Origin of the sequence: Streptomyces canus (genome assembly GCF_001514145.1) — a bacterium.
In the GTDB taxonomy this organism is placed as follows: domain Bacteria; phylum Actinomycetota; class Actinomycetes; order Streptomycetales; family Streptomycetaceae; genus Streptomyces; species Streptomyces canus.
Genome location: NZ_KQ948659.1, coordinates 1 through 6,312, shown reverse-complemented (window position 1 = coordinate 6,312; position 6,312 = coordinate 1). Strand labels below are relative to the sequence as shown.

5 protein-coding genes and 2 pseudogenes are annotated in these 6,312 nt (G+C 68.9%); 1 reads left to right on the top strand and 6 read right to left on the bottom strand.

The window, feature by feature from the left end; translation table 11 throughout:
* The 3 genes from AQJ46_RS13685 to AQJ46_RS13675 form a co-directional block, all read right to left on the bottom strand.
* Positions 1–1,541: acyl-CoA carboxylase subunit beta (locus AQJ46_RS13685; RefSeq protein WP_059205875.1), on the bottom strand; the 1,541-nt coding region annotated here is incomplete at its 3' end.
* Positions 1,542–1,604: 63 nt separating this feature from the next.
* Positions 1,605–3,095, bottom strand: a complete 1,491-nt coding sequence (locus AQJ46_RS13680; protein WP_079072257.1) for a cation:proton antiporter — start codon at positions 3,093–3,095, stop codon at positions 1,605–1,607.
* A 139-nt stretch (positions 3,096–3,234) separates the two neighbouring features.
* Positions 3,235–4,017: an AfsR/SARP family transcriptional regulator gene (locus AQJ46_RS13675; RefSeq protein ID WP_063803808.1), complete on the bottom strand. Its 783-nt coding sequence runs from the start codon at positions 4,015–4,017 to the stop codon at positions 3,235–3,237.
* Between the two features lie 677 nt (positions 4,018–4,694).
* On the opposite strand from AQJ46_RS13675, the pseudogene AQJ46_RS56200 reads away from it, so the two are divergent.
* Positions 4,695–4,850 (top strand): annotated as a pseudogene (locus tag AQJ46_RS56200) (IS5/IS1182 family transposase); the annotation flags it as partial.
* A 227-nt stretch (positions 4,851–5,077) separates the two neighbouring features.
* Here the strand turns inward: AQJ46_RS56200 and AQJ46_RS55435 are convergent.
* The 3 genes and pseudogenes from AQJ46_RS55435 to AQJ46_RS13665 form a co-directional block, all read right to left on the bottom strand.
* Positions 5,078–5,227: a hypothetical protein gene (locus tag AQJ46_RS55435; RefSeq protein WP_159064026.1), complete on the bottom strand. Its 150-nt coding sequence runs from the start codon at positions 5,225–5,227 to the stop codon at positions 5,078–5,080.
* Between the two features lie 123 nt (positions 5,228–5,350).
* Positions 5,351–6,079 carry an L-ribulose-5-phosphate 4-epimerase AraD gene (gene araD / locus AQJ46_RS13670; RefSeq protein ID WP_059205873.1) on the bottom strand — a complete coding sequence of 243 codons (729 nt, stop codon included), beginning with the start codon at positions 6,077–6,079 and terminating at the stop codon, positions 5,351–5,353.
* A gap of 34 nt (positions 6,080–6,113) precedes the next feature.
* Positions 6,114–6,312: pseudogene (locus tag AQJ46_RS13665) on the bottom strand (L-arabinose isomerase); the annotation flags it as partial.

Below are 6,312 nucleotides of genomic sequence, written 5' to 3'. Positions count from 1 at the left end.
TGCGGCGGGTTGCCGTGCTTGCGCATCGGCAGGTCGGCGTCCTTGGTGGCGAGCATCTCCAGGCCCCGGACCAGCACGGCCCGGGTATCGGCCGGGTCGATGACATCGTCCACCAGACCGCGCTCGGCTGCGTAGTACGGGTGCATCAGCTCGGTCCGGTATTCCTCGGTGCGCGCCTTGCGCACCGCCTCCGGGTCCTCGGCGGCGGCGATCTCCCGCCGGAAGATCACGCCCGCGGCGCCGTCGGCGCCCATCACGGCGATCTCGTTGGTCGGCCAGGCCAGCGCCAGGTCCGCGCCGATGGAACGCGAGTCCAGCACGATGTAGGCCCCGCCGTAGGCCTTGCGCAGCACCACGGAGATCCGTGGCACCGTCGCGTTGCAGTACGCGTAAAGCAGCTTGGCGCCGTGCCGGATGATGCCGTCGTGCTCCTGGCCGACGCCCGGCAGGAAGCCCGGCACGTCGACCAGGGTGACGATCGGGATGTTGAAGGAGTCGCAGGTCTGCACGAATCCGGCCGCCTTCTGCGAACTGTCGATGTCCAGCACGCCGGCCAGTGAGCGCGGCTGGTTGGCGACGATGCCCACCGCCCGCCCGCCCAGCCGCGCCAGCGTGCAGATCACGTTGGTCGCCCAGCGCTCGTGCACTTCCAGGTGCACCCCGTCGTCGACCAGTTCCTCGATCACCGCCCGCATGTCGTAGGGGCGGTTTCCGTCGCTGGGCACCAGTTCGTACAGCGCCTCGCCGCGCCGGTCGGCCGGGTCGTCGGTGACCACCGCCGGCGGCTGCTCCCGGTTGTTCTGCGGCAGCAGGGACAGCAGATAGCGCACCTCCTCCAGGCAGGTCTGCTCGTCGTCGTAGACGAAGTGCGCCACGCCTGACAGCTCCGCGTGCACATCGGCGCCGCCGAGGCCGTTCTGGGTGATCTTCTCCCCGGTGACGGCCTGTACGACGTCCGGGCCGGTGATGAACATCTGGGAGGTCTCGCGGACCATGAAGACGTAGTCGGTCAGCGCCGGCGAGTAGGCCGCGCCGCCGGCACACGGGCCGAGCATCACCGAGATCTGCGGGATCACCCCGGAGGCACGGGTGTTGCGCTGGAAGATCCCGCCGTAGCCGGCCAGTGCGGACACGCCCTCCTGGATCCGGGCGCCGGCGCCGTCGTTCAGCGACACCAGCGGGGCGCCCGCGGCGATCGCCAGGTCCATGACCTTGTGGATCTTCTGGGCGTGCGCCTCGCCCAGCGCACCGCCGAACAGCCGGAAGTCGTGGGCGTACACGAACACCGTGCGGCCCTCGACCGTCCCCCACCCGGTGATCACACCATCGGTGTGCGGACGGTTGCCCTCCAGCCCGAATCCGGTGGCCCGGTGCCGCCGCAGCGCCTCGACCTCCTGGAAGGAGCCCTTGTCGAGGAGTACGGCGATCCGCTCACGCGCCGTCAGTTTCCCTTTGGCGTGCTGCCGTTCGGTGGCCTCCGGACTGGGCCCCTCCAGGACGAGCTGCTTGAGCTCGTGCAGTGTGTCGACGCTTCGCCGCATCGGACTCGTCGGACTCGTCGGATGTGTTGTGTCATCGTCACGCATCGGATCTAGCCCCGTTTCTCATGGCTGACGTGTCCCGGCCGTTCCCTGAGTCTGGGAGGGGGCTTCGACCGGGAGCGAGCCGCCTCCAGGGGTCTGCGAGAGCCGGTCGAGCCGCAGCAGACGCAGCAGCGGGTCGGTGGCCACGGTGGTCACCAGGGTCATCACCACCAGCACCGCGAACAGCCGGGAGTCGATCACCCCCAGCGACAGACCGACGTTGAGCACCACCAGCTCCGTCAGGCCACGGCAGTTCATCATCACGCCGAGCCCCAGCGACTCCCGGTTGCCCTCACCGGCCAACCGGGCCGCCGCGAACGTCCCGCCGATCTTGCCGGCCACCGCCACCAGCAGCACCAGGGCCAGCACGCCGAGCGCCGAGAGCGAGAACACCGACTGCAGCCGGGTCTGCAGGCCCACCGCGGCGAAGAAGAACGGCAGCAGCAGCCACAGCGCCAGGCCCTCGGTCCGGTGCGCGAAGTCCCGTACCGTCCGGGAGGAGCGCGGCATGACCACGCCCGCGAGGAAGGCGCCGAAGATCGCGTGCACCCCGAGCACATTGGTGGTCACCGCGCAGATCAGCACGAAGAAGGTGATCAGGGTGCCGACCGGCAGCGCCCCGCTGTGCCGGCTCTCCAGCACTCGCAGCACGTGCGCCAGCGCCGGGCGCACCACGAACCAGAGCAACAGCGTGAAGGCCACCACCTCGGCCACGGCGACCAGCACTCCGAGCGGCGAGTCGCTGCGCACCTCGGCGACCACCACGCCCAGCGCACACCAGGCGGTGACGTCGCCGACGCCGGCCATGGCCAGGCCCATCGCGCCCAGCCGGGTGCCTATCAGGCCCCGGTCGGCGAGGATCCGGGCCAGCACCGGGAACGCGGTGACCGACACCGACAGCGCCACGAACAGCAGGAAGGGCCCGGTGTGGACCCCGTCGGGCTGGTACTCGTCGCGCAGTCGCAGCGCGGCGAGCATGCCCAGCAGGAAGGGCACGGCGAGCGCCGCGTGCCCCGCGGAGAGCACCTTGCCGCCGAGTCTGCGCAGCATGGTCAGCGGCATCTCCAGGCCGATCAGGAACATGAAGAAGACCACGCCGACCTGCGCCAGGTTGTTCATGATCGGCGTCACCGCCGCGGGGAACACCTCCTTGGAGACACCGGGTGCCAACTCCCCGAACACCGAGGGTCCGAGCAGCAGGCCGGCCAGGATCTCGCCGACGACCGGCGACTGGCCGACCGCGCGGGCCGCCAGACCCAGCAGCCCCGCCGCCGCGACCACCACGGCCCCGGCCACCAGCACCTGACCGACCAGGTCGGCCGGCTCGGCCGCCTTCGTCGCGCCGGTGATCTCCTTCACCGGATGATCGACGCCATACCTCAGCAGCAACAGCGCCAGTGCCAACGGCACGAGGACCAGCAGCCCGTAGCTGATCACCGAGCGCGCCGCGCCGCGGAAGCGGGGCGGTTCGCCCTCCGGTTCGCTCAGGGACAAGGGAGGATCATGCGTCATTGCCAGGGTTCTCCTCACAGGACGATGACTGCGTCGCCGCCCCGGAGTCGGGGCGGTCGGCCGGTCCGCGGGCAGCCGCGGACCGGTCCGGGACGGAGTCGCCGCTCCGTCCCGGACCTGTCGGGTGGGTGACGCCGGATCAGCCGGTGCGCAACAGGGCGGTCACGGAGCCGCCGTGCACCCCGTTGAGCACCTCGGCCTGAAGCCGCTGCACGTCCGGGGCCGGTTCCAGGCCCAACTCGGACTTGAGCACCCTGCGCAGATCCTGGTACGCCTGCAACGCCTCGGCGCGGCAGCCCACGGCGCGCAGTGAGTCGATCAGCTGGGCGTGCAGCCGCTCGTTGAGCCGGTGCTCCGCGACCAGCGACCGCAGTTCGGGGATCAGTTCCTGGTGCCGGCCGAGCCGGGCGTCCGCCTGGATGCGCAACTCCAGCACACGCAGCCGCAGTTCGCACAGGTGCGCCTTGTGGATCGTCAGCTCCGGCCCCAGGTTGATGTCGGCCAGCGCATGGCCGCGCCACAGGCCGAGTGCCTGCCGCAGCCGCTCGGCGGCCTCCGCGACATGGCCCTGGCGCCACAGGCAGCGACCCTGATCGGCCACTGTCAGGAAGCGCTCGGCGTCGGTCTCCCCGGTGCGCAGGACGTAGCCCGGCGCCTTGGTGACGATGTCGCAGCGCCGATCACCCTGGGGTATGGAGTCCAGGATCCGGCGCAGCTGGTAGACGTAGGTCTGCAGTGTGGTGGCCGCACTGCGCGGCGGCCGGTCGTCCCACAGCTCGGCGAACAGGGTGTCCGTGCCCACCACCCGGTTCGCGTTGAGCGCCAGCAGCGCCAGCACCGCCTTGACCCGAGGTGCGGTCGGCGCCAGGTCGCGCCCGCCCGCGATGACCTCCAATTGCCCTAGCACATTGATCGTGACCACGATCTTTTCCCCCGTTCACAGTTGTCTCGCTCCCCGTCGTTGCGGAATCGATTCACTTTCAACCAATTACCTGTCGATGCCGCAGAGGCAACAATGCCTTTTTAACGGGCCCCGCGCCAGGACCTCTCAAGCCCACCTCGAGCCGCACTTGAGAGCTGAGGAATATTGGAAGTACAGGGGGCACTCCTGTAGATAGTGCGGCCGCGGAACTCCACCAGAATTTAGTAAAATCGGGCACCCCGCTCGTGAATTCCCGGTTGCCGACAGGAGCACTTGACCAGGATCCATGATACGGGGTGATATCAGATGATATGCCTGGATTTCGACGCCCTGACTACTGCTTCTGCGCAGGTGGGCGCACCCGACGAGGCCGGGAAGCACCGGCCCACAAGCCGCCCACCCCGAAGACACCAGGTGCCGAACCGTCGAGTGTGTGAAATGGCACACTCGACCCGCACGCTCAAATAAGCGGAAAGAAGAATTCCACCTCGCGGCATGATTGCCCGCTCTGCCAAAGATTTCCGGATCACCCCGACTTCCTGATTGCAGGGTCGGTGCAGATGGAAAGCGCTTTAGTTTCACCGCGTCGAGTGGACAGACGAGTGGTGCTGTTTGCCGGGCCTGTAGAAATCTCAACCAACAACGGCGAAAGGTACCGCCGGTAGCCCCCTGAGTTGCCTGAGCCCGGCCGGCGCGGCAGGTCCGGATGCTCGGCTCAGGGTGCCAACGTCCACGAGAGCCAGGCCTTCAGCCCGCTCGTCCAGGGCGTGCCGCCGATCCGCTCGCGGGGCGACCGACGAAGGCGCAGGCCGAACAAGCTCCACGGCGACAAGGCCGCCGGCGCTGCTGGACGATGGAACGCACCATGGCCACGCATCGGAGTCATCGGAGACGATGTGCACCGAAGCCGTCCTGCTCGCTGAGGCCACGGCATGGGCCGGCGGAAAACCGTCGCAGGAGGGACGCCGTAGAGGCCGTTGACGCCCGGGGTGTTCGCGAGGATGGCCGCCGCGTCCGAAGTGGCCGTACTGGCCTGGCGGTTGTCGTCGGCCTTCTGGGGCTACAGGGCGTCGTCGCGCAGAGGCAGGGTGGCCTTGAACTCACCGTTCTCGAAAGCGCCGTCGCGGCTGTCGGAGTCGGACCCGTAGGTGATGTTGAGCGGACCGAGGGCGCCTGCGGGTGCGGTGCCCCACACCTTGAACCACACCACAAGACAGAAGAGGTCCTCCGTCTCAGATCAGAGACCCTTCCACGGCAAATCCCCAGGTGACGGCAGACGAGTCGGGCTGTACGCCGGGCACAGCCCGATCAGGTCGGTGGCGAAGTGCAGTGGTCATCTGGAAGCCGTGGGCATGTCCGGGTTGCCGTAGTACGCGTCGGGCCCGTGTTTGCGGGTGTAGTGGCGTTTGAGCAGGTGGGCCGGTGGTGGGGCGGCTGGGGACAGGGACAGGGTGTGGAGGGCGATGTCGGCGACGGCTTCGCAGATGATCGCGTGTTCCAGGGACTTGCGGGCGGTGGTGCCCCAGGTGAAGGGGCCGTGGTTCGCCACGAGGGCCGCCGGGACCTCGACCGCCCTCTGGTCCTCCTCCCCCAGTAGATCCACGATGACGACGCCGGTGTTGTACTCGTAGTCCTTCGCGCACTGTTCGGGGGTGAGGTCGCGCGTGACGGGGATGGGTCCGTTGAAGGTGTCGGCGTGGGTGGTGCCGAGGACGGGGATGTCGCGGCGGGCCTGGGCGAAGGCGACGGCGTGGGTGGAGTGGGTGTGGGTGACGCCGCCGATGGAGGGGAAGGCGCGGTAGAGGCAGCGGTGGGTCTCGGTGTCGGTGGAGGGGCGCAGATCACCGTCCACCACGGCGCCGTCGGACAGACGGACCGTCACCAGATCGTCGAGAGCGAGATCCTCGTAGGGCACGCCCGAGGGCTTGATGACGAAGACCCCCGCCTCGCGGTCGACCCCGCTCACGTTCCCCCACGTCAGGGTTGCCAGGCCTACCTGGGGGATGGCGAGGTTCGCCCTCAGGACCTCCTCCCGCAGGCCGTCGCAGACTCGTACGGTCATCGGTCCTCTCCTTCGACGCGGCCATCGGTCATGGTCACAGGGCCTGGGCGAGGCGGTGGTAGGCGGCGTTCCAGCGGATTTCCTTGGCGAACTGGTCGGTGCTGGTGTGCTCGTCGATGGTGAGCAGTTCGACGCCGGTCATGGCCGCGTAGTCGGTCAGCGTCTCGACGTCGACGGCCGAGCTGAGCACGGTGTGGTGCGGGGCGCCGGCCAGCAGCCAGCTCTCGGCCGAC